General features: G+C 64.4%; 23 protein-coding genes. 12 read left to right on the top strand and 11 right to left on the bottom strand.

Annotation, left to right across the window (positions count from 1 at the left end):
* Positions 1 to 1,194 (top strand): sensor histidine kinase, encoded by a 1,194-nt coding sequence (locus tag BLU88_RS06595; RefSeq protein ID WP_157689009.1) that lies wholly within the window; start codon positions 1 to 3, stop codon positions 1,192 to 1,194.
* 36 nt (positions 1,195 to 1,230) lie between these two features.
* Here BLU88_RS06595 and BLU88_RS06590 read toward each other — a convergent pair whose 3' ends face one another.
* Genes BLU88_RS06590 through BLU88_RS06580 form a run of 3 tightly spaced genes read right to left on the bottom strand, consistent with a single transcriptional unit; the run spans position 1,231 to position 4,403 of the window.
* Positions 1,231 to 1,743: a GtrA family protein gene (locus BLU88_RS06590; protein ID WP_092011531.1), complete on the bottom strand. Its 513-nt coding sequence runs from the start codon at positions 1,741 to 1,743 to the stop codon at positions 1,231 to 1,233.
* 21 nt (positions 1,744 to 1,764) lie between these two features.
* Positions 1,765 to 3,318: a hypothetical protein gene (locus BLU88_RS06585; protein WP_092011528.1), complete on the bottom strand. Its 1,554-nt coding sequence runs from the start codon at positions 3,316 to 3,318 to the stop codon at positions 1,765 to 1,767.
* Positions 3,315 to 4,403 carry a glycosyltransferase gene (locus BLU88_RS06580; RefSeq protein ID WP_092011526.1) on the bottom strand — a complete coding sequence of 363 codons (1,089 nt, stop codon included), beginning with the start codon at positions 4,401 to 4,403 and terminating at the stop codon, positions 3,315 to 3,317. Before BLU88_RS06580 ends, BLU88_RS06585 begins: the two co-directional genes overlap by 4 nt.
* A 351-nt stretch (positions 4,404 to 4,754) precedes the next feature.
* Between BLU88_RS06580 and BLU88_RS06575 the strand changes: the two genes are divergently transcribed.
* The 3 genes from BLU88_RS06575 to BLU88_RS06565 all read left to right on the top strand — a co-directional run bounded on the left by BLU88_RS06575 (position 4,755) and on the right by BLU88_RS06565 (position 7,396).
* Positions 4,755 to 5,723: a methionine ABC transporter ATP-binding protein gene (locus BLU88_RS06575; protein WP_092011523.1), complete on the top strand. Its 969-nt coding sequence runs from the start codon at positions 4,755 to 4,757 to the stop codon at positions 5,721 to 5,723.
* A complete protein-coding gene (locus tag BLU88_RS06570) occupies positions 5,723 to 6,397 on the top strand; it encodes a methionine ABC transporter permease (RefSeq protein WP_092011520.1) in 675 nt (224 codons plus the stop codon). Before BLU88_RS06575 ends, BLU88_RS06570 begins: the two co-directional genes overlap by 1 nt.
* Before the next feature lie 162 nt (positions 6,398 to 6,559).
* A complete protein-coding gene (locus tag BLU88_RS06565; protein ID WP_092011516.1) occupies positions 6,560 to 7,396 on the top strand; it encodes a MetQ/NlpA family ABC transporter substrate-binding protein in 837 nt (278 codons plus the stop codon).
* A gap of 103 nt (positions 7,397 to 7,499) precedes the next feature.
* On the opposite strand, the gene BLU88_RS06560 is transcribed toward BLU88_RS06565, so the two are convergent.
* Both BLU88_RS06560 and BLU88_RS06555 read right to left on the bottom strand, forming a co-directional pair.
* The gene (locus tag BLU88_RS06560) at positions 7,500 to 8,399 is read right to left on the bottom strand and encodes a serine hydrolase (RefSeq protein WP_092011512.1); all 900 of its coding nucleotides are present in this window, start codon (positions 8,397 to 8,399) and stop codon (positions 7,500 to 7,502) included.
* On the bottom strand, positions 8,396 to 9,391 hold the full coding sequence (locus BLU88_RS06555) for a LysR family transcriptional regulator (RefSeq protein WP_092011509.1): 996 nt from the start codon (positions 9,389 to 9,391) through the stop codon (positions 8,396 to 8,398). Before BLU88_RS06555 ends, BLU88_RS06560 begins: the two co-directional genes overlap by 4 nt.
* 176 nt (positions 9,392 to 9,567) lie before the next feature.
* Here BLU88_RS06555 and bla point away from each other — a divergent pair, with 176 nt between their 5' ends.
* The gene (gene bla, locus BLU88_RS06550; protein WP_092011506.1) at positions 9,568 to 10,500 is read left to right on the top strand and encodes a class A beta-lactamase; all 933 of its coding nucleotides are present in this window, start codon (positions 9,568 to 9,570) and stop codon (positions 10,498 to 10,500) included.
* A gap of 21 nt (positions 10,501 to 10,521) precedes the next feature.
* On the opposite strand, the gene BLU88_RS06545 is transcribed toward bla, so the two are convergent.
* Positions 10,522 to 11,307 carry an SDR family NAD(P)-dependent oxidoreductase gene (locus BLU88_RS06545; protein WP_092011503.1) on the bottom strand — a complete coding sequence of 262 codons (786 nt, stop codon included), beginning with the start codon at positions 11,305 to 11,307 and terminating at the stop codon, positions 10,522 to 10,524.
* 103 nt (positions 11,308 to 11,410) lie between these two features.
* Between BLU88_RS06545 and BLU88_RS06540 the strand changes: the two genes are divergently transcribed.
* The 4 genes from BLU88_RS06540 to BLU88_RS06525 all read left to right on the top strand — a co-directional run bounded on the left by BLU88_RS06540 (position 11,411) and on the right by BLU88_RS06525 (position 13,964).
* Positions 11,411 to 11,929, top strand: coding sequence for a MarR family winged helix-turn-helix transcriptional regulator (locus BLU88_RS06540; RefSeq protein WP_092011498.1), 519 nt, complete (start codon positions 11,411 to 11,413; stop codon positions 11,927 to 11,929).
* Positions 11,930 to 12,025: 96 nt separating this feature from the next.
* Positions 12,026 to 12,808, top strand: coding sequence for an NAD(P)-binding domain-containing protein (locus tag BLU88_RS06535; RefSeq protein WP_092011494.1), 783 nt, complete (start codon positions 12,026 to 12,028; stop codon positions 12,806 to 12,808).
* A gap of 79 nt (positions 12,809 to 12,887) precedes the next feature.
* Entirely contained in the window at positions 12,888 to 13,355 is a 468-nt protein-coding gene (locus BLU88_RS06530; protein WP_092017244.1) for an SRPBCC family protein, read from the top strand.
* A 48-nt stretch (positions 13,356 to 13,403) separates the two neighbouring features.
* The gene (locus BLU88_RS06525; RefSeq protein ID WP_092011491.1) at positions 13,404 to 13,964 is read left to right on the top strand and encodes an antibiotic biosynthesis monooxygenase; all 561 of its coding nucleotides are present in this window, start codon (positions 13,404 to 13,406) and stop codon (positions 13,962 to 13,964) included.
* Positions 13,965 to 14,053: 89 nt separating this feature from the next.
* Here the strand turns inward: BLU88_RS06525 and BLU88_RS06520 are convergent, their stop codons facing one another.
* Positions 14,054 to 15,856 (bottom strand): formate--tetrahydrofolate ligase, encoded by a 1,803-nt coding sequence (locus BLU88_RS06520; protein WP_092011488.1) that lies wholly within the window; start codon positions 15,854 to 15,856, stop codon positions 14,054 to 14,056.
* Between the two features lie 181 nt (positions 15,857 to 16,037).
* Here BLU88_RS06520 and BLU88_RS06515 point away from each other — a divergent pair, with 181 nt between their 5' ends.
* Positions 16,038 to 16,787 carry a class I SAM-dependent methyltransferase gene (locus tag BLU88_RS06515; RefSeq protein ID WP_092011485.1) on the top strand — a complete coding sequence of 250 codons (750 nt, stop codon included), beginning with the start codon at positions 16,038 to 16,040 and terminating at the stop codon, positions 16,785 to 16,787.
* Between the two features lie 16 nt (positions 16,788 to 16,803).
* Here BLU88_RS06515 and BLU88_RS06510 read toward each other — a convergent pair whose 3' ends face one another.
* Together BLU88_RS06510 and BLU88_RS06505 are read right to left on the bottom strand one after the other, a co-directional pair.
* Complete coding sequence (locus tag BLU88_RS06510; RefSeq protein WP_092011482.1) at positions 16,804 to 17,949, bottom strand: FAD-dependent oxidoreductase; 1,146 nt, start codon at positions 17,947 to 17,949, stop codon at positions 16,804 to 16,806.
* A 51-nt stretch (positions 17,950 to 18,000) separates the two neighbouring features.
* Entirely contained in the window at positions 18,001 to 18,609 is a 609-nt protein-coding gene (locus tag BLU88_RS06505; protein ID WP_197678202.1) for a CueP family metal-binding protein, read from the bottom strand.
* Positions 18,610 to 18,782: 173 nt separating this feature from the next.
* On the opposite strand from BLU88_RS06505, the gene BLU88_RS06500 reads away from it, so the two are divergent.
* On the top strand, positions 18,783 to 19,427 hold the full coding sequence (locus tag BLU88_RS06500; protein ID WP_092011476.1) for a YdhK family protein: 645 nt from the start codon (positions 18,783 to 18,785) through the stop codon (positions 19,425 to 19,427).
* 9 nt (positions 19,428 to 19,436) lie between these two features.
* Here BLU88_RS06500 and BLU88_RS06495 read toward each other — a convergent pair whose 3' ends face one another.
* On the bottom strand, positions 19,437 to 20,255 hold the full coding sequence (locus tag BLU88_RS06495; protein ID WP_231939648.1) for a DUF3626 domain-containing protein: 819 nt from the start codon (positions 20,253 to 20,255) through the stop codon (positions 19,437 to 19,439).
* Between the two features lie 65 nt (positions 20,256 to 20,320).
* A complete protein-coding gene (galE, locus tag BLU88_RS06490) occupies positions 20,321 to 21,316 on the bottom strand; it encodes a UDP-glucose 4-epimerase GalE (protein WP_092011470.1) in 996 nt (331 codons plus the stop codon).
* 152 nt (positions 21,317 to 21,468) lie between these two features.
* On the opposite strand from galE, the gene BLU88_RS06485 reads away from it, so the two are divergent.
* Entirely contained in the window at positions 21,469 to 22,524 is a 1,056-nt protein-coding gene (locus BLU88_RS06485) for a hypothetical protein (RefSeq protein WP_092011466.1), read from the top strand.
* Positions 22,525 to 22,533 lie beyond the last annotated feature (9 nt).

Genomic DNA, 22,533 nt, shown 5'->3' with positions numbered 1-22,533 from the left:
ATGACGACTGGGTTGTCGCGGAGGCTGCGGCTGCGCTGGCCCCGGTCGAGGGTCGCAGGCATCGTCGCCCTCGCCAACGTCTTCGCATTCTCCATCCTCGTCGCCGAGCAGGCGACCGAGTGGAGCAGCAGGTGGGAGCCGGCCGCCCTGCTGTGGTGGGTCGGCGGCCTCACCGTCGTCATCGGAGTCGTGCTCGTCGTCGTGACGATCGTCGTCAGCGCTCTCGCCCGGTCCTGGTGGGCACGCGCGGTCATCGCCGTCGTCGTCACTGCGATCCAAGCGTCTGTGCGGACGGTGTTTCTGCTCCCGTCGACGATCCTCGACGGGGATTCCCGCGGCGGCCTCATCATCTGGGTGACAGGGGCTAGCGGGTATCTCATGGCGATCGCCACCGGGTTCCTCGTCGCTGCACTGATCGAGCGTGAAGACCGGGAGAGAGCCCGCCGCCGGGCCGAAGAGGAACGCACACGAGACGCCGTCGCCGAACTCGAGCGAGAAGAGCTGCGTGTGCGCCGCCTCGTGGCCGATCGGCTCCACGGCACGGTCCAGCATCGCCTCGTCGTCGTCGCCAGCGGCCTCGACCAGATCGCAGATCGGCTCACGGCCGGGGACGAGGATCCCGCCCGATGGGCACCCACTCTGCGCGACTGGGCACTCGACCTCGACGAGTTGCGCGAGGAGCATGTGCGCGCACTCAGTCACAGTCTCTTCCCTTCGGGTGCGGATCTCGGCACGTATGAGGCGATCCGGGCGCTGCTCGATCGTCTTCCTCCCACCGTGGCGACGACCGTCGAACTCGGGCCGACGATGAAGGAGCTGGTCCGGAGACTGCATGCTCCGCTGCCGCTGCGTGATCGCCTCGTCGTCGTTTACACCACCGAAGAGGCGGTGACGAACGCAATCAAGCACGGCAGCGCCGACCGTGTCACCGTGTGGGTCGAGGCTCGCAACCACGGCGGGAGTTGGGAGCTCGAGGTCTGCGTCGACGACAACGGGACAGGGCCCGTCTCCGATACTCCGCCGCTCTCCGGCCTTGCACGCCACCGGGCCCGTGCAGAAGCGCGCGGCGGCTCACTGCATCTTGAGCGCAACGAGGACGGCGGAGGTCGTCTGCGCCTGCTGCTTCCATTCGTCCCGGAGGAGTCACATCAGGGCGAGGGAGGTCGGCAGGCGTCGGACGCACTCCGCGACTGAATCGCTGCGCAATCAGCACCTGCCCTCGATATTCACTCAGCCGCGGTCGCCGGGGACTCGGCTCGACTCTTCCAAGGGAACGACCACCTCGGCGTGGGGTGACTCGTCTTTGAACACCCAAGTGCGGTAGGCGTAGAAGCGGAAGATCATTGCCAGCCCGATGCCGATGACATTCGTCGAGATGTTGTAGGTGAGCTGGTCGCGCATATCGAGCAGATACCAGGTCACGCCGAGCGGGATGACGGTGATGACCATGCCGGCGAGGTTGACCGCGACGAACAGGACGATGCCGCGCATATTCGAGTTCGTGGTCCGGTCGCCGTAGGTCCAGAGTCTGTTGCCGATCCATACGACGACCATCGATAGAATCGTCGAGATGATCTTCGACTTGATCGGGCTGCCCTCAAGAAGGGCGGGGATCGGACCGAATCCGTAGGCCAGCAGGTTCGACAGGCCGACATCGACGATATAGCCGAGCCCGCCGACGGTGAGGAACTTGAAGGCTTCCACCGCCAGGCGCCGGAGACGGTCCGAGAATGACTCTTTCATAACTGCTACCAGTCTATGGCCCTAGGATTCGGACTTGCTGGAAGCCGCGCTCGACGACGTCGCCGCGTCCCGGTCCGGACCTCGCCGCCACATGGCGATCGCGAGCACGACGGCCATGGTCAGTCCCAGGGCCGGCCAGAACGTGTACCGGAAATGGTTCGCCGGCACGATCGGAAAATAGCCGAAGATATAGCACAGCGCCGAGGCGGCCAGCGTCGTGATCTCGGGCCAGAAGGATCGCCGATGAGCCGGTCCCCCGCGCTCCCACGGGTGCGCCCGATGGGCCAGGCCGAGCAGAACGACAGCTGCCAGCGTCCAGAACCAGGGAGTGAACAGCATCGGGAATGTGCCGAGAGCGAAGTCCTCCACATATGGACGGACGATGAAGTCGGCCTTGGGGTCCCCCTGCTCGATGCCTGCCTTCGTCGCTTCGCCATGCCATTCAGCCGGCCAGTACTCGACACCGGAGGTGAAGAAGTAGTAGGAGAACACCGCGGCCCGGTATTCGACGTAGCGCAGCGGGTGAGTGATGACATGGTCGAGCCACAGTTGCTTGAGCGCGTCCTGATGAGCGATCGGGGAGAAGTCCTCTCCGCTCTTTCCCTTGCCGAAGCAGTTCCAGTACGCATCCCAGATCTCGCCCTTGTCCAGGCACTCCTCGCGCGCGGAGCTGATGTGGTCGGTGAGTTCCTTCGGGGCTCCTGATTCCCTGAGCTCGGCGTCGGGGACGGAGAACATCACATCGTCGAGGAAGATCTGTGAGATCTGGCCGGTCTTCGTCACTCCCATCTGCGAGTCGATGACCGCATCGGTGACCTTGACGCCTCCGCCGATGAGCACGAGTACGATGAGTGACGAGGCTGCCGCAAGCAGAATCGGGCGTCCTCGGCGTTTCCGCCACAGCTGCACCAGGCACCATCCGCCGTACACGGCGATCGGCACGACCGCGAACACCGCGTTCTTCCGGACTCCCACCGCGTAGACGAGGAGGACCAGCGCCGGAAGCCACAGCAGCCACGTCTTCGGGACGAAGCGGGTGATCATGATGAGGACGACTGCCAGCAGGAGGGCTACGGCCATCTGGGTGTCCTTCCACAGCGTCGTCATCTGAGACACGACCCAGGGCGTGACCATGATGCTCGGGCCCAGAAGCGACACCCACCTCGGAGCCCCGGACCTGTGGACGAGCACACCGATCCCCCACCCGGCGGCGGCCAGCAGACCGACCTGCAGCAGGAGCAGGCTTCCCGGATCTCCCGTGATGCCGATGAGAATTCGCCATACCGCGCTCATCACCGGCGGATGCCAATCGGAGTACGGAATCTTCCCGGTGGCCTGCAGGTACTGGTTGGCGATATCGACATTGACCCGACCGGGCCAGAACAGACGCAGGAAGATCGCCGACCAGGCCGCGGTGAGAGCTCCGAGCAGCAGATCCCACAGCAGGGGCCGCTTCAGCAGGGAACGCACTGACGAGCCGGAGAGTCGTGGGGATGTCGTCGGCGTCGTCGCGCTCGGCTTCGGTGAGTCTCTGTGACGTGGATCCGGGTCGGTCGGCGGTTGTGGGTCGGTCATGAAGCGAAGCGTGCCCGCACCTGCCGACTCGGCTCCAACCGTGCGGCCTCGGCGAAGAGCCCTGCCTCCGGAGCTGAGAACTCGTCGTCCGCGGGACCGGTCTGTCTCGGGTCCCGGTCCTGCGTGAGGTCCCGGCGCTGTGTGAGGGGTCGACCGCTGACGGCGGGCAGGCTGAGGTAGACCAGGCGCGAGGTCTCGCGGCGGGCCCTGCGCAGACCGTCCAAGGTCAGGCCGACGCTGCCGAGCAGGAACGCCAGCCCCATGAGCGCGGCGGCAAGGATCGCGGTGGGGAACCTGGGCACGAGCCCGGTCTGCCAGAACTCCCACACCACGGGAAGGCCGAGGGCCAGCGACAGGGCAGCGAGCACGGTGGTGAGCGTGCCGTAGAACAGGCGGGGTCGTTCGTGCCGGACGAGGGCGGAGATCAGCCCGAGGATGCGGAACCCATCCTTGAAGGTCGAGAGCTTCGACTCGCTTCCGGCGGGTCGGTCACGGAAGTCCACGGCCACCTCGGTGGTGGGAAGGCGGAGGGACATCGTGTGCACGGTCAGCTCGGTTTCGATCTCGAACCGGCGGCTGATGGCGGGGAACGACTTGACGAAGCGGCGGGAGAAGACGCGGTAGCCCGAAAGCATGTCGGACACGTGCGAACCGAAGAGCCACCCGGTCAGCCGGTTGAACATCTTGTTCCCGGCTTCGTGGCCCGGCCGGTAGGACGTGGTCTCCTGGTTGTCCTGGCGAACGCCGAGCACATGGTCGTACGGGCCGGAGAGCAGGGTGTCGATCATCTCGGGAAGGTGGGCCGCCTCGTAGGTGTCGTCGCCGTCGATCATCACGTAGATGTCGGCGTCGATGTCGGCGAAGGCGCGGCGGACGACATTGCCCTTGCCGGGAACGTTCTCCTTGCGCACGATGGCACCGGCTTCGGCAGCACGCTGCGAGGTGCGATCACTCGAGCAGTTGTCGTAGACGTAGACCGTGATGCCCGGGACGGCGGCCTTGAGGTCGCCGACGACCTTGGCGACGGTGATCTCCTCGTTGTGGCAGGGAACGATCGCCGCGATCCTGCTCGACTCTTCGTACATTCACCGGTCCCGTCGTGGAGCTCGTCCGCCCGCCGGATACACCGGACACGCGAATCTGTCGATCATCCACAGCTACGCCCCGGACATGGACATCGGGTTACGTCGGAGGAAAATGCTGCTGGATTCTGCCCCGACTTCGACCGGCGTTCACCGTCTCGTCATCTCTGTCGCAGTGAGTTCTCCGTCACGATGGACCGCCAATGCGTCCTTTTATGACATTCCATGACGACGCCGAGGCGATACCTTGTCATCCTGAATCGTCGGCCCTACTGGACCGTAGACCGGCCCATCCCTGATTCTCTGCCGTCCACCACCGTGTGCGGCATTCGTCAACCACACGAGGAGGCGCCTGTGATCGAACTGCGCGCACTGCGGAAGGTGTTCGGAGGCACCGTCGCCCTGGAGGAGATCGACCTCTCGGTCCCTGCTGGAGAGATCCACGGCATCGTCGGCCGCTCCGGTGCCGGAAAGTCCACGCTCATCCGCTGCCTGACCGGACTCGAGTCCCCCACCTCCGGGACGGTGTCGATCGACGGCGTCGACCTCACGAACCAGTCCGGTGCCGGACTGCGCGAGGCCCGTCGCAGCATCGGCATGGTCTTCCAGCACGTCAACCTCCTCGATTCGAGCACGGCGCTGAAGAACGTCGCTCACCCGCTCAAGATCGCCGAAGTGCCGAAGGCCGAACGTCTGGCCAAGGCCCGTGAACTCCTCGATTTCGTCGGCCTCGGCGACCGCGTCGACAACTACCCTGCTCAGCTTTCAGGCGGACAGAAACAGCGCGTCGGCATCGCCCGGGCGCTGGCCGCAGAGCCGAAGGTGCTGCTGTGCGATGAGCCCACCTCGGCGCTGGATTCGACGACGACGGATCAGATCCTCGGCCTCATCCGCTCTCTGCGCGACCGTCTGGGCATCACCGTCCTCATCATCACCCACGAGATGTCCGTCATCCGCGAGATCTGCGACTCCGTGACACTCCTCGCCGACGGCCGCGTGGCCAAGACCGGGAAGCTCGCCGAGGTCATCGCCGAACCCGGATCGGTTCTGGCCAAGGATCTCGTCCCCCTGCCTCCGGTCAGCCTCGATGACGGGGCCGGCAGCCTCGTCGAGGTGTCCCTGGCCGACACCGACCTGCCCACAGTGCTCGCCGCCGCACGGAATGCCGGAGCGAGCGCTGAGGCGATCCTCGCCGGTGCCGTGGAGACGATCGAGGGCCGTCAGGTCGGTCGTCTGCGCTTCTCCGTCGACTCGGCCGAACAGGCGCAAGACCTGATCGGCGCCCTGAAAGCCGATGGAATCCATGCGGAGGAGGCTGCCTGATGAACGATCCCACATGGTTCGACAACCCGGCGATCACCGATCAGATGTGGCCGGCAACCATCGAGACCCTGTTGATGACGGCCTGGTCGACCGGACTGGCCGTGCTCTTCGGACTGCCCTTGGGCATCTGGCTGTTCACCGCGTCGAAGGGCGGGCTGAAATCGAACCCGGTCGTCTATCGGGTGCTGTCCTTCATCGTCGACATCACTCGCTCGATCCCCTTCATCATCCTCATCATCGCCCTCATCCCCTTCGCCCGATTCGTCGTCGGCTCGGCGCTGGGCTGGCAGGCGACCGTGGTGTCGCTGACGATCGGCGCAATCCCCTTCTACGCCCGTCTGGTCGAGAACTCGCTGCGCGAGGTCTCCGAGGGCAAGATCGAAGCAGCACTGATGATGGGCGCCTCAGACGGCCAGGTCGTCCGCCAGGTCTACGTTCCCGAAGCTCTGCCCGGTCTCATCGGAGCCGCCACGGTCACCTCGGTGACCCTGGTCTCCTACACCGCGATGGCCGGTGCCGTCGGCGGCGGCGGTCTCGGCGCGCTGGCGATCTCCTACGGCTACCAGCGCTACCAGGCGGACACGATGATCGCCTGCATCATCGTCCTCGTCCTCATCGTCACGCTCATCCAGTTCATCGGCGACCGGCTGGCCCGCGCGGTCGACCACCGCTGAGCCACCTCGGCGAAGGCGATCGCGTCCGGCCCAGCGGCGAAACGTCGAGTCGAGTGGGTTCAGATTGTCCGAATCGGCGAACGAATCCGACAATCTGAACCCACTCAAAGGCCCCCACTGTCCACCCCACTGCGCACCACACAACACACATCGAGGAGAACCATGAAGACCAAGCTCATTGCGATCGCGGCCAGCGCGACCCTGCTGCTCTCGGGCTGCGGGCTCGTCGGCGGCGGCACCGATTCCGTCGGTGAGAAGGACGGCGACATCACGAAGCTCACCGTGGGTGCGACCCCGGTGCCGCAGGGCGACATACTGCGCTACGTGGATGAGAACCTCGCCGAGGATGCCGGCCTCGACATCGAGGTCACCGAGTACACGGACTACACGCTGCCGAACAAGGCGCTCAACGACGGCGACATCGACGCGAACTACTTCCAGCACAAGCCGTACCTCGATTCCGAGGTCGAGGGCCAGGGCTACGAGATCACCGGCTTCAAGCCCATCAACCTCGAGCCCTTCGCACTGTTCTCGAAGGACATCAAGGACGTGGGTGACATCCCGAAGAACGCGAAGATCGGCATCAACAACGATCCGTCGAACCAGGGTCGCGCGCTGAAGATGCTCGAAGACGCAGAGCTCATCACTCTCAAGGACGGCGTGGACGCGGTCGACGCGAAGCTCTCCGACGTCGAGGACAACCCGAAGAACGTGAAGTTCGTCGAGGCCGACGCCGCACAGCTGGCTCGCACCCTCGAAGACGTCGATGCTTCGGTGATCAACGGCAACAACGCCTTGGAAGCCGGACTGAGCCCGGCCAAGGACGGCATCCTGCTGGAGAAGGCCGAGGACAACCCGTACGGCAACTTCCTTGCCGTACGCACGGAGAACAAGAATGACGAGAACATCAAGAAGCTCGACGAGCTGCTCCACTCCCCCGAAGTGAAGAAGTTCATCGAGAAGAAGTGGGCCGACGGCTCCGTCCTCCCCAGCTTCTGACCCCAATTACTACCCGACGGCGGCCCAGCAACCTTGCGCGAGGTTGCTGGGCCGCCGTCGGGTAGTTCTGGAGGGAAAGAGTGTCTGCGGACCGACGTTCCCCTCACCTCAGCAGATCGTGAAGGGCACGGGCGGCGGCACCCAGAGCAGCCTCCGCGGCGGGCTGAACCGAGGCGGGATTGCTCGATTCGCTGAGCACGACGATGGCGATCGACTGACCGTCGGCGTGGTCGACGACACCGATCTCGTGCCTGAGATGGAGCAAGGTGCCCGTCTTCGACGACCACCGAGCCGAATCGGACATCAGGTCGGGCGCAAGTCGGTGGCGAACGACGTTCCCGGACATCAGCTCCCGCAGCCGGGCGGCAACGCCGTGGTCGAGCCTCGCGGGGCGCCAGACCTCGGAGAGGAGGCCCATCAGCCCACGAGCAGTGGCGGAGTTGGCGCGGGAGACGTCGAGCTGCCAGATCCGATGCCCGTCGCCCTGGGACGTTCGAGTCTGTGCGAGGTCGTAGGCCAGGTGCGCTTCGGCTCTGTCAAGGCTCTCCAGCGGTGTCATCGTCAGCGCGTCGAGCCGGTGGCGGATATCGATGGTCCGCAGCCCGAGAGCATTGAGATCCCTCTGCACTTCGGCTGGCGGAACAAGGTCAAGCAGTGTATCGGCGGCAGTGTTGTCGCTGAAGCACACGGCCAAGGTGAGAAGATCCTCGACCGCGATCCGCGCCGGGTGCCGAAAGCGTGCAGCACTTGTCGGACTCGCAGATCCGGCAGCTGCCGGCTCGACTCGGACCTGCTCGCCGGCGGCAAGGTCCCCCGCCACAATCCGACTGAGCACTGCCAGTGCGATCGGCACTTTGACCAGCGACGCCAGCGGCAGAGCTCCGTCGGGCGCGAGTGCAACCTCGGCGTTCGTATCGAGATCACGGGCGATGATTCTGGCGCTCAGGCCCGCCTGTTCAAGCTCTGCTTCGGCCGCCCTGATGACTCTCTTCCGTTCGATCATGGCGCTTCGCGCCTCGACCGCGTGGTCCGCGGAACGAGCGCCGAGGCGGCACTGCTGGACAGCGATCGTCGCCTCCCCGATCTCGATGTCCGCCTGTTCGCCTCGGAGGCGACCGATCCGCCGAGGCAATCAGCGACCTCCTCGGCGAAGTCGGCAAGCAGCATTATGTCCTCATCCGCGGCGGCCGCCAATTCATAGCCCCGAGAAATCGTCGGGTCGATGAGCGGCGCCCAAGGAAGATCCAAGTCCGCGGCTTCGGCCTCGCTGCACAGCAGCAGATCACCGTCACCGAGCACCGCCGCGACCGCGTCAGGATCTGAGGTGTCCACAATGACTTGGTAGGGAAGCAGGCCCGCGGTCTCGGCGGATCGTCGGACCCGGTCGCGAATATGCGGAACGTTGTCCTCGCTCATCACTCGCAGGCGTCGACCTGCAAGTTCGAGATCATCGCCGGGGACCCGCGCCCGAGATCTCCGCAGGTCGGCGATCCGCACCGGTGCCGACAGCGGAGAGCGATGAGCACACCCCAACGCGACAGCCCATGTGCCTTCGTCTGCGGGAACGGTCTGCACCGAAGCGCGCACTCGTCTCCCAGCGAGATCGTCGGATCGCCTGCCCGGCGGACTCGAGTGGAAGTCGACCCGAAGCCCCCGGCCCTTCATCGATGCCGCCAGCACTGCAAGATTCCGTGTCGAACAGGAAGTCGGGACTGCCAGAGAGATGGGCCGCAACTTTGCCCGGTCGGCACCGATCAGAAGCTCGTCTGCCAGCTCGACCAGGCGCGTTGCCGGGACCAGCATGTCGCGACCGAACGGTGTGAGACTCACTCCCCGTCCGGTCCGTTCGAGAAGCCGCGCACCGAGCTGCTTTTCAAGCCCGGCGATACGCCGACTGGCCACCGGCTGCGGGATTCCGTCGGCGGCAGCACCGAGTGTCATGCTGCCGAGTTCGCTGACAGCGGTGAATGTCCGACAAGCGTCAACCAGGTCCATGACCTCATGGTATGCGTTCTCGATATGACAACGAGGATTTCAGTCTTCGACCGCATGGCAGCAGTGGAGAAAGATGTTCAGCAGCGAGCATCGCAAACACATCGCACTCGAGACAGTGCTCGGCACGCAGATCCACCTCAAATCGACTCCTGTAGGGGAGAGAACGGAACGAATCGATGAACGCCCGTATCCTGCCGCGTATCGCCGCGTCGACACTGGCAGCCATAGCATTGGCCGGCTGCACTCCGAGTGAGGCTCAGTCGCCGGACCCGTCCAACACACAGACCGAAACCTCAAACAGCCCGGCTGGCGACAACGACCACCAGCGACTCGACGAGCAGCTTACGAACCTCGAAGATCGCTACGACGCGCGGGTCGGAGTCAGCGCACTCGATACCGAAACCGGTGAGGCGGTCGACCATCGTGCCGACGAGCGCTTCGGTTTCGCCTCCACGCTCAAAGTGTTCGCCGTCGCCGAACTCCTGGACCGCACGAAGCCGGACGATCTCGAGAAGAACGTGACGTGGACACAGGCCGATGTCGACGAGGCCGGCTGGACACCCGTGACGGAGAAGCACGTCGACGACGGACTGCCGCTCGACGACGTCGCCGAAAGCGCACTGAGAGTCAGCGACAACCTGGCGATGAACATCGTGCTCGATGAGCTCGGCGGACCCGAAGCCCTCGATGATGCACTGGAGAAGGCCGGAGACACGACCACCGAAGTCACAGACGAAGAGCCGGCCCTCAACGACGTCGAAGATGGCAGTACGGACAACACCACCACCCCGGCCGCTTTCTCCGCAGGACTCCGGGACCTCCTCGACCCGCAGCGGCTCTCGGACGAGGATCGCGAAGTGCTCCTCAACTGGATGTCGGCGAACGAGACCGGTGACTCGCTCATCCGCGCAGGTGCACCCGACGGCTGGGTGGTCAGAGACAAATCGGGGCATTCGGATGCGATTCAGAACGACATCGCAGTGGTCACGCCTCCCGATCGCCAACCCATCGTCATCTCCGTCATGACAGAAACCGACGACCCCGAATCGGAGGACGGACCTGCCTTGGTCGCCGCCGTCGCCGAGGTTGTGCTCGACAGCTTCCAATGAGGACGAATGACCCCGCCTCCCTCACACGACAGTCGGCAGCACTCCCCCATCCGCGCGCAAGGCTGCACCGTTCGTCGCCGAGGACAGCGGGCTGGCCAGATAGGCCACGAGGTTGGCAATCTCGTCAGGTTCGATGAAACGCTGCAGCAGTGAGGTATCGCGGACGAGTGAGTCCCTCAGGTCCGCAGCGGGCATCGATTCCGCGGCAGCGATCTGCTCGACGGCAGCCGCGACGCCGTCCGAATACGTCGGCCCACCGAGCACGGTATTCACCGTCACCTCAGTACCGAGGGTGAGTTTCGCCAGGCCATTGCTCAACGCCAGAGCGGCGGCCTTCGTCACGCCATAGTGGATCATGTTCTCTGGCACATCGACGGCCGACTCCGTACCGATGAAGACGATTCGCCCCCACCCGTTCTCGAGCATCTGCGGGAGCAGCGTCCGGGACAGGCGAACCGCGCCCATGAGGTTGATCTCCAAGTATCGCGTCCACTCCGCGTCGCCTATCTCGGTGAACGCCGCCACATCGAAGAGGCCGACATTGTTGATGAGGACGTCCACGTCGCCGAGGCAGTCGAGCAGTCCGTCGACCTGCCCGACGTCGCCGAAGTCCGCCGCGATTCCCCTCGCCGAGGCGGCCGGATTCTGTTCGCGCAGACGTGCGACAGCCGCATCGACTCCTTCTTTGCGGCGACCGTTGATGATGACCGTCGCTCCTTCGTGCGCGCACAGAGCGGCAATCGCCAAGCCGATCCCTTTCGTTGAGCCCGAGATGAAGACGGTCTTGCCCGCCAGTTGAAGATCCATGTGATTCCCGTCCTTATGTCTCAGATCCATATTCACTTGCTCAGGAAAGTCAACACTAGGTTAATTGAGTTTCCCGGGCAAGTAATCGACTAGACTGTTCTGCATGCAAAGTCCCTCGAGCAGTGCCACAGAACGAAACTCTCCGCTCTCTGATCCGCCTGCCTTCACCGCGGACGAGCTCGAGACCTGGTCGTCGGTCGCGACCTTGCTGGAGTGGCTTCCGGCCGCACTCGATGCGCAGATGCAGCGCGATTCGCAGATCAGCCATTTCGAATACGGGATCCTCTTCGCGCTCTCGCACGCGAACGAAGACACCTTGGCAATGAAGGAACTGGCAGGCTTCGCCAACAGCACTCTCTCCCGACTGTCACGCGCAGTCGGACGGCTCGAGCGCCAGGGGTGGGTGACTCGACATCCCGACCCCGATGACGGGCGTACGACGATCGCTTCCCTCACCGATTCCGGTCTCTCAGCCTTGCACGCGGCCACTCCGAAACACGTGGCCTTCGTGCGACGCGTGATCTTCGAATCCCTGACGCCCGACCAGGCTCGTGAGCTCGGTTCGGCCAGTCGCCGAATCACCTCGGCGATCAGAGACGAGGGCAGCTGGCGCCCGCATTAGGCGACATCACGGTCGTCTGTTTTCACCATCATCACCAGTGGACTCCTCAGCCGATGACAGAATACGAACAGGTACACACCACTCGAGGAGGAGCACATGACACGCATCGGTTTCATCGGAGTCGGAGAGATCGCCTCGGCGATGGTCGAGGGCCTTGCCGCCAGCGAAGCGAAAACCGACCTCGAGATCTTCCTCTCCCCGCGCAATGCCGCACGTGCATCGAGACTCGCCGATTCCCTCGAGTCCGCCACGATCTGCCAGAGCAATCAGGACGTCGTCGACCGCAGTGACCTCATCGTTCTCGCGGTGCTGCCGCAGCAGACGGATTCAGTCCTGGACGTTCTCGACATTCCCGTCGCGAAGACCCTGGTCAGCGCGGTCGCCGGCGTCGCAACGGACCGACTCGCCGATCACCTTCCGCACTCCCCGACGATCGTGCGCATCATCCCGCTACCCGCCGTCCGCGAGCGCAAGGGCGTCACCGCCGTATTCCCAGCCGATGACGCGGTCGAAGAGCTCCTGAGCCACCTCGGCGGATCGGTGACCGCTGAGGATGAGACGATGTTCTCCACGCTCTCGGCGGTAACGGCGACGATGTCGGCGCACTTCGCGTTCCTGCAGACGATCACCGCGTGGCTCGTCGACCGCGGCTGGAACGAGGCAGACGCCGATCACTTCATCCGCGGCCAGTTCGTCGGCCTTGGCACCACACTCGCCCAGACGGATGATCCCATCCACGACCTCGTCGCCGCCCATGAAACCCCGGGCGGTCTCAACGAGATGTTCAATCACGAGTGGATGGACGAGGCCAACCGCAACTCACTGACCGAGTCCCTCGACCACGTGTTCGCCCGCGTCACCGGTCCCACCGAAGACTGACCCTGACCGGTCATATGCCGGCCCGACCGCGGCTTGAGAGGTCTCTCGCGCGGGCCCGAAGATCACTATGATGACCGGCATGACTGAGTCTCTCACCTTCGCAGATTCCATCCACATCGACGCCGACCCGATGACGGTCTACCGGACCGTTGCGGACGTGACCAGAACCGGAGAATGGTCGCCGGTCTGCCGAGAGTGCTGGTGGGACGACGGCGACGGCCCACGGGCAGGTGCCTGGTTCACCGGGCGCAACGTCACCCCTGGCCGAGAATGGCAGACCCGCAGCCGCGTCGTCGTCGCCGACGAAGGACGGAGGTTCGGATGGAGCGTGGGACCCGGCCGAGTCATCTGGACCTACAGTGTGCAGGAGGCAGACGGAGGCACGCTGCTCACCGAATCGTGGGAGTTCCTGCCGGAGGGGCAGGAGTTCTTCGCAGAGAAGTACGGTGAACGAGCGTCCGAGGAGATTGCCGCACGGACGGCCTCTGCGCACACCGGCATTCCCCAGACCCTCGCTGCGATCAAGCAGGTCATCGAAGCGCGCTAGGGCATCCGAGGAATCTGCTGCGGCAGACGGTCACATAGGATTTCCACCATGCCTCAACATACTGCCATCACTGTCTCGATCGCCCGCACGGTCCGCCCGGACAGCCACCGGCGTTTCAACGCCTGGGTGCAGGCTGGCCAGGAGCTGGCCCGTGAACGCGACGGCTACCTGGGATCGGGGTGGGTGCGAACCTCACCGGACTCCAACGAATGGCACGTGCTGTATCGGTTCTCCGATGCGACATCGCTGCGGGCGTGGGACGAATCCGAAGACCGTCGGTGGTGGATCGAAAGCGCAGCCGAAATCGTCGAGACCACTCGGGTCGAGCACAGAACCGGCATCGAAGGCTGGTTCGAACCGCACGGGGAGGGGTCCATCACCATCCCGGAGACGAACGTCCCGCCGAGGTGGAAGCAGGCTGTGAGCATCTTCCTGCCGTTCTTCCCGCTCAGCCTGCTCTCGGCTTTCCTCCTTATGCCTCATCTGGAGAGCTGGCCGAAAGTGCTCGCCGTCCTCCTCAACATCTGCATTCTCACGCCGCTGATGACCTACATCTTCCTGCCGGTGAGCACTCGACTGCTGCGCTCCTGGTTGCACAGACCTCGCTGACACGCCGCCAACACCCCAATTACTACCTGACGGCGGCTCAGCAACCTCGCGCGAGGTTGCTGAGCCGCCGTCAGGTAGTAAGGGAGGGGTCAGAAGAGGCCGGTGATGTTGCCGTCCGCGGTGACGTCGATCTTCAGCGCTGAGGGTTCGCGCGGCAGGCCCGGCATCGTCATGATGTCGCCGGCGATGACGACGATGAACCCGGCTCCGGCCGAGAGCCGCACATCCTTGACCTCGATGATGTGGTCGGTAGGCGCCCCGCGCAGGCTCGCATCCGTCGACAGCGAATACTGTGTCTTCGCTATGCACACGGGAGCATCGCCGTAGCCCTCTTCGGTGAACTGACGCAGCTTCCGCTTGACCTTCGCCGGCAGATCGACATCTTTCGCCTGATAGATCCGCTGCGCAATGGTTCGGATCTTGTCTTCGAGCGGCAGGTCGAGGTCGTAGCTGTAACGCGCACGCGACGCAGGATCGACAACAGGAGCCTCGGCATCCCCGGAGGCGGTGCCGGCGACGAAGACCGAACCGTCGTCGACGGCAGGTCCGGCCGTACCATCGCCACCGCCGTCGCCGGCGCGTCCGACCGCGGCCTCGACGACCGCCTCGGCCAGGGCAAGTGCACCCTTGCCGCCATCGGCCCAGTGCGTCGACTCGACGGCCGCAACCCCGATCCCGTTCAAATGCGAGATCGCCGCGGACATCTCCTCGTCGGTGTCCGTGGGGAACCGGTTGAAGCACACGACCGGTGTCAGTCCGTAGATCTCGCGCAGGTTCCGACAGTGCAGCTCGAGGTTGCTCATTCCGCCCAGCACCGCTGACACATTCGTTGAGTTCACATCGGCAACGTCGACTCCCCCGTGGTACTTCAGTGCTCGCAGCGTCGCGACGACGACCACGGCGGAGGGCCAGATCCCGGCGGTACGGCACTTGATGTCGAGGAACTTCTCGGCCCCGAGGTCGGCACCGAAGCCGGCCTCCGTGACGACCCAGTCGCCCAGCGCCAGCCCGGCCTTCGTCGCAAGGAGGCTGTTGCATCCGTGAGCGATGTTCGCGAACGGCCCGCCGTGGATGAATGCCGGCGAATGCTCCAGGGTCTGCACGAGGTTCGGCGCCAGAGCATTGCGCAGCAGTGCGGTCATCGCACCCGCTGCCCCGATGTCGGCCACGGTGATGGGTTCGCGCGATCGGCTGTGAGCGAGCACGATCCGTCCCAACCGTTCCTTGAGGTCAGCCAACGAGGTGGCCAGGCAGAACACCGCCATGACCTCGCTGGCCACGACGATGTCGAAGGCATCCTCGCGGGGCACGCCCCCGTTGAGTCCGCCGAGTCCGACGACGACTCCGCGCAGCGCCCGGTCGTTGAGGTCGACGACGCGGCGGAGGTGGATCCGCCGTGGGTCGACATCGAGGCTGTTGCCGAAGTGGATGTGGTTATCGAGCATCGTCGCGGCGAGGTTGTTCGCCGCCGCGATGGCTGCGAAGTCGCCGGTGAAGTGGAGGTTGATGTCCTCCATCGGCACAACTTGGGCGTATCCGCCGCCGGCTGCCCCGCCCTTCATCCCGAAGACCGGGCCCATGCTCGGTTCCCGCAGCGCCAGCACGGCCTTGCCGACCTCGGGTTTCGACCGTGCGAGCTCGTTGAGTCCGTCGGCCAAGCCGATACTCGTCGTGGTCTTTCCTTCGCCGGCCGGAGTCGGGCTCATGGCCGTGACGAGGATGAGTCGACCGTCGGTGGCGGACTCGGCCGCCCGGTCGAGGACGTCGATGGGCACCTTCGCCTTCGTCCATCCGTGGGGAATGATGTCCTGCGCGTCGAGACCCAGCCCAGCGGCGATGTCGACGATGGGATCGAGCTCGGCGCTGAGCGCAATATCCATATCTGTGGTCATAAGGCCATCATGCCCGTTCTATGCGATTTTGTGACCATCACCGACCCGAGAATTCGTGCAATGTGCACTGAGTTCCGCCCACCGCAACATCGACCCCGCCGAGGCGGCCCCCATATCGTCTCTTCACGTACGGCCCCAGCGTGGCTCGACGAGTGAGAGACGTGTGCGCGAGGATGGGAACATGCGCGCATTCGACGAGCTCGTCACCGAAGCACAATCCGCCGATGTCACCGGCTGGGGATTCGACTGGCTCGATGGACGCGCCACCGAGGAGCGTCCGCCGTGGAGGTACTCGGCGCTGCTCGCCGGGCGGCTGTCGACGGCGACCGCGGCACTCGACATCGACACCGGCGGCGGTGAGGTCGTCGATGAGGCGCCGGTGCTGCCGCCGCGCATGGCTGTGACCGAATCGCACCGCCCCAACGTCGCCGCGGCTCGGCACCGGCTCGGTCCGCGAGGCGTCGATGTAGTCGAGGCCGAACCGCGCCGACTGCCCTTCGCCAACGGCAGCTTCGATCTCGTCACCTCGCGGCATCCCGTGAGCCCCGCATGGTCGGAGATCAGCCGTGTGCTCGTCCCCGGCGGCACCTACCTCGCCCAGCATGTCGGACCGGCCTCGGCATTCGAACTCATCGAGTTCTTCCTCGGGCCGCTGCCGGAGAATCGCAGAGCGCGGCATCCGCGTACCGAATCGGACGCCGCCGAGGCGGCCGGACTCACGGTCGAGACGCTGCGCACCGTGCGTTGCCGCATGGAGTTCTTCGACATCGGCGCGATCGTGTGGATCCTGCGCAAATGCCCATGGTGGGTGCCCGATTTCGCGGTCGCCGACTACCTTCCGCAGCTGCGTGAGCTCGACGCTGCAATGCGCAGCGGCGAACCGTTCGTCGCCCATTCGACGCGGCACCTCATCATCGCCTCCAAGCGCTGAGCTTCCTCATCGCGCCTCACGAACTCACCCCTGACACTCGGAACCGATCCGGAACTTCGCCGGCCCCCATGGCGAGGTCGGCTGCGAACTCGCCGAGCAGCGGAGCGAACTTCGCCCCGTGCCCCGAACAGGCTGAGACGATGACGAGACCATTGACCTCGTCGATGACGAAATCCTCGTTCGGTGTGTTCGTGAACAGGCACGTAGTCTCCGCGTACGGTTCAGGAATGAGGCCCGGCAGGTTCCGCTTCGCATAGTCGATCATCCGGGCCCGCATCTGCCCGGTGATCTGCCCGTCCTGGTCGAGCGCCGAACGAATCACTTCCCCACCGTTGAATTGTGCGAGCTTCTGCCCGGCGAAACCGGCATCCCGGCCGCCGGGCAGTCCGTAGGTGAACATCTCACCGGATTTATGGATGAACGTCGGCCAGGGCGTGGTCAGCCGCCCGACCTCACCGGCGTCACGGTAGGGCATGTGGAAGGCCTGCTCCTGCCGCACTTCGAACCTCGGCAGCGCATCCAGGAAGCCTTCCGGAAGCCCAAGATCGCCGAGGAGGTCGGGCAGCCACCCACCCGCTGCGACGATGACGCGGTCGCCTTCGACAATGTCCCCCTTTCCCGAGGTGACACGGAAGCCGCCCGCGGATCGTCGGGTCACCTCGGCGACCGTCCAATCGCTGAGGATCCGCGCCCGCCCAGTGTCCACCGCACGCTCAAGCATGGTCGTCACCGTGGTTTCAGCATCGATGACCCCGGCGTCAGGGTGCCACAGCACGTCGGTGTCGAAGGCGAACTGCGGCCACCGTTCGACGGCACGTTCCGGGTCGAGAACCTCGTACTCGACTCCGACGTCCTCGAAGATCTCAGCGAGCAGATCCACGTGTCGGGCGTCGCCGAAGTCGACGGCTCCGGTGGGAGTGATCAACTCGGCTCCAGACTTCGCCTCGAGGTCGTCCCACAGCTCACGAGCGCGCACAACGAGTTCGGTGTAGAGACGGTCGGGGTAGGCGTATCGGAAGATGCGGGCCGAACCGTGGGAGCTGCCGCGATCGTTGGCCGGAGTATGCCGCTCGACCACGGTGACGTCCTCGTCGCGCGCGGTCAGGGAGTACGCGGCTGCGGCGCCGGCCAGCCCTGCTCCGATGACGATGTGGTGGGACATAGTCGCACTCCTATCGAATTGGCGAAGTTGGTCGGCCTCGCCTTGACGTGACTACTTCAGCTTGAGGTCGGTCACACAGGTGGGCCCATCGCTTCTCGTCGAGAATTCGGTCGCACCGGTCTTGCCTGCGGCGGTGACTTCGATGGTGCCGGTGACGTCGGATGGCACCCAGAAGCCCACGAATCCGTTGTCGAAGGTCGTCGTCGACTCATCCACCACTGTTTCACCAGTCGCTGAGTCGGTGATCACCACGTCCACGTCCTCCCCGCTCATCTCGCCGAGACAGGTCGTGAGGCTGTGGTAGAAGCAGTCGTGCGTCGCATCGACGAAGGGAGCGATGGACACGTAGCTCCTCCCTTCCGGCAATGCCATCGTCGCCTCCCGCTGACCGTCGGTGAGGACGAGTTCGTCCGGCTGCACCGAGGCCATGAGGTCGGCAGGCCTCTCCTCGACCGGCAGACGATCGAGGCGGTCGATCACTTCGGTGACGTCTTCATCGCCCAGATCGAGATCCGCCAGCAGCGCTTCTGCCGAACCCGGCTGCGCTGCCGCAGATTCTTCTGAATCCGCGGATGGTCCGCTGCCCGGCCCGGGAGCGGAACACCCACTCAGTGTTAGCGCAAGGGCCGCGGCACCCAACGCGAATTTCGTCGTCTTCATATATATCTCCATGTCACTACGGGTGCGGAGCACCAATGCCGTCTTGGCCATCATACCCTTAAGGGGTATAGGCTGAACGTGGCGGACCCAGGGGATGGGATGTCACGGAATGCTCCCGTCTCCACTGCCGAGCGAATCCGACACGGCCGTCTCACAGAACCAGGAGACCACTCATGAAGAAGTTCACACCGACCATCCGATTCACCGCAGTCGCCGCAGCGCTCGGACTGGCACTGGCAGGCTGCTCAACTGCGAACGATGACTCCCAGGGATCCGGTGGAGATGGCAGTCACGGCAGCCACAAATCCTCATCGGACGAAACCAGCGGATCCGATCACGAAGACATGAAGACCAGCGAGTCAGAACGCGAGTCGGGCGGCCACGAAGGGCACGCCGCCGATGGCGGCGACCCACCGGAGGGAATCAAGAAGGCAGAAGACCCGACGTTCGCCGTCGGCGACACCGTCGTCCTCTCAGCTGATCACATGCCGGGAATGAAAGACGCTGAGGCAACCGTTTCCGGCGCCTTCGACACGACAACCTACTCGATCAGCTACACGCCCACTGACGGCGGAGATCCGGTCAAGGATCACAAGTGGGTCGTCCACGAAGAGCTCGAGACCCCGGGGAAGGCGCCCCTGAAGAAAGGAGCGAAGGCCACCGTCAATGCCGATCATATGCCCGGAATGAAGGGCGCCGAGGCGACCATCGATTCAGCGACCGGCGAGACCGTCTATATGGTCGACATCAAGACCGATGAGATGGAGATGACGAATCACAAATGGGTCGTCGAAAGCGAGATGAAACCCGCGGAGTGACGCCCGGCCTCACCAAGCCCGTCCGAATCGCGCGAGGCAGTGCCAGACCTTCTTCAGTTGCTGTCCGTCGAGATCCCACACCCGGCGGGCGCGTGCGATATGGATGGGTCTCAGCTGCGCTGAATTCCCCATAGCCTGCGCGATCCGTCGTGCGAGATCGACCACGTCCTGCCCCCGATACTCCGGATGCGCGGCGATCTCGGCAACCTCGGCGACATAGCCCGGATGAGTCTCGACGGCAAGACCACAGCGGTCGGCCGTCTCGAGCACCGTATGATCGTCGAAGCTGGGATCGATCACCAGCACTTCGACGTCTTCGGGCACCCTGACCCCACCGTGGATATGAGCCTCGATGTAGTGGTCGAGACGATCGCGGACGATCCCACATAGCTGGGCAGCCGCCTGGTCGGTCGCCCGCTCGTCACGACGATAGTTCGCAATGAGCCCCATCCGGTCCGCAACCCCGAAAAGTTCCGGACCGAAAGTGCTATCGGGATAGGCAAAGGTCGCTCTCACCAGAGTCTCCGGGCGAAGCCTCAGGTAGGCCGACCCGAATCGCGGTGCCGGACCATAGGGGTCGCCGTCGAGGTCAAGAGCTCCATAGACCAGTCGGTGGCGCACTTCCGCATGGTCATAGGCTCCACCGAAGATCCTCTGTTCCCAGTGCCATCGGTCGCCACCGGGAAAAGCAGTCAGACCGCCATTGCTCGTGCCTGTGACGAATTGGGACACGTACTGCCCGTGATCGAGAATCGACGCGAGCACTCCGGTCTCCGAGGCACCATCCTCAAGGTTGAAATGCAGTGCCACCCGCGCCAGGAAGGGCAAGTGCTGTCCTGTGACGGAACGTGATCGGACCCAACGCAGCGCCGCGGCGGCTGGATCCGATTGCGTCATCGCTTTTGGTCCGGCAGCATTTCCGCGGCCTCGACGGCGCTGCGAACGATCTCCTCAAGCCCGAACTCGGCCTTCCAGCTGAGCAGGGCGGAGATACGGGTGACGTCGGCGACCAGTGCCGGCGGGTCACCTGCACGACGCTCGCCCATGTCGGGGACGATGTCACGGCCGGTCACCTCGGCGATAGTGTCGATGACTTCCTTCACCGAGGCGCCGGTCCCGGTGCCGACGTTGAACACGGTCTCCGTGGTGCCGCCGACCTTCATGTAGTCGAGGGCGGCGATATGCGCCTCGGCGAGGTCCTTGACGTGGACGTAATCACGGATGCATGTGCCGTCGGGCGTGTCATAATCGTCGCCGAAGATTATCGGCGCCTTGCCGTCCTTCAACCGCTCGAGCACGATCGGGATGAGGTTCATGACGGCGGTGTCGGCGAGTTCGTTCCAGCCGGCACCGGCGACGTTGAAGTAACGCAGCTTCACAGCGTTGAACGTGGCTCCCCGCATCTGGGAGGCGGCGATCTGGTTGTCGATCATCCACTCACCGATGAGCTTCGTCTGGCCGTAGGGGTTGATGGGACGGCAGCCGAGGTCCTCGGCGACCATGTCGACATCGGGCATACCGTAGGTCGCCGCCGAGGAGGAGAAGACGAGCGATTCGATGCCGGTCGCTTCAACTGCGGCGAGGATGTTCGTCAGCGCGCCGATGTTCTGCCGAAAGTACATGACCGGCTCTTCGACGGACTCACCGACTTGCTTCTTCGCGGCGAAGTGGATGATCGAGTCCACGCTGTGTTCCTTGATCGCGGACACCAGACGTTCCTCGGCGTCGGAGGCAGCCAGGTCGAGGTTGACCACCGGAAGACCCTCGACGCGAGCGCCGATGCCGGTGGAGAAGTCATCAACGACGAGCACATCGTCTCCGCGCTCGGCGAGCAGCCGCACCACGTGCGAACCGATATATCCTGCCCCTCCGGTCACCAGAACTGCCATTGACCGCGTCCTCCTTCGTCTCGTCGACACGTCCGTATCAGAATACGCGTTCAGGTCTCCGAGTTCAGATTCGGCCTGAAAGCCCCGTGAGGAAATCTTCGGAATTCGCCGCCGCCCTGGCCAGGAGCAGACAGCCCTGCCACAGTGAGAAAATGCACATCCTCCTGATCTGCGATCCCGGGCCACCGAGCCGCCGTGTGGCCTCGTTCAAGGACGAGTTTGCCGAACTCCTCCGGCAGGATTTCGAGTCGGATGTGACTGTCGATGTGTGCACAGAGGCACTCCGGGTCCAGGCCGACCACCGACTGGAGCTGTCGACTCTCGACGCGATCGTCGACCGCTATGCTGCAGCGGACCTCGTCATCATGCTCACGGACATTCCGCGCCATACCCAGGGCAAACCACTGATCGCCGAGGTGCTGCCGGCACGCAACATCGCCGTGATCTCCTGCCCTACCCTCGGCGCGCTGACGACGAAACGTCGTCTGCTGAAGATCTATATGAGCTGCGTCAATCAGCTCCTACCCGACGGTCACCTGCCGGCGAAGACCCACCGTCTCCCCCGCTGGGGCCGATGGTCAAGCCGCTCCGAGTCGGGCCGCCGCACACTTCACGCTCATACGTTCACCGGCGGGCCTCGCCTCGTCCTGGGTATGACCATGGCCAATGAGCCGCTGCGGATGGCCCGAAGACTCTCACGAGCCATGGCCGCGGCCGCTGCCACAGGAGCATTCGGCATCTTCTACAGCTCCATCTGGCAGATGTCCCACCATCTCTCCACTGCTCGCCTCATCTCGATCGGCGCCATTGCCATCGCGGTCATGGTCGGCTGGCTGATCACGATCAATCGCCTCTGGGACCGTCCGCTCAACGAACGCCTGGCTCAGGTCGTCTTCTACTACAACCTGTCCACTGTGCTCACACTGGTCATCTGCGTGACGGGCCTCTACGCTGTGCTGGTCATCGGCATCCTCGCCGGAGGGCTCATCGTCATCGACCCCGAGTTCATGGCGCAGACGATCCACCGGCCGGAAGCCCGGCTGACGAACTACCTCGACATCGCGTGGTTGAGCGCAGCGATGGGCGTCGTCGCCGGCGCACTCGGCTCAAGCTTCGACAGCGACATCGACCTGAAGAATCTCACTCACGCCCAGCGGCTGCGCTCCCGTGTCTACATCGCCCAGGACGACGAGTCCGGCACAGGCTGACGGCGGTTA

It is taken from the genome of Brevibacterium siliguriense (genome assembly GCF_900105315.1).
In the GTDB taxonomy this organism is placed as follows: Bacteria; Actinomycetota; Actinomycetes; order Actinomycetales; family Brevibacteriaceae; genus Brevibacterium; species Brevibacterium siliguriense.
Note: the sequence above shows the minus strand (reverse complement) of the source record. Positions and strands in the feature narration are given on the sequence as shown.